A 258-nucleotide genomic window follows, 5' to 3' on the forward strand; every position below is an offset into this window, starting at 1 on the left:
AGCTAATTTTTTTTAGACTCGCATGAGCACATGAAAACATTTCTTTATAAACGACCTTTTGATGAGATCTGGCGACCTCCCGAAGGCCCTGGGGGAGGGTTATAGTTAAAAGGAAATAATGGGTAGGGAGAAGTTTTTCCATCTGTTTTTGTAGCCATTGATCCGATTTACTCTGCTGGCATGTTGGACAATGCCGGTTTCCGCAGCAACAGGGAATGGACTGTACAGTTCCACAGTGATGACAGGCATAAAGAATAA

Annotated in this window: 1 protein-coding gene; it reads right to left on the minus strand. The window is 43.0% G+C overall.

Going from position 1 to position 258, the window contains the following annotated elements:
• A partial coding sequence (locus tag ACYQ0O_RS13230; protein WP_459893823.1) for a transposase zinc-binding domain-containing protein occupies positions 1-256 on the minus strand: 256 nt, incomplete at its 3' end.
• Positions 257-258: the final 2 nt, after the last annotated feature.

The sequence above is a fragment of the Desulfothermus okinawensis JCM 13304 genome (assembly GCF_054654515.1).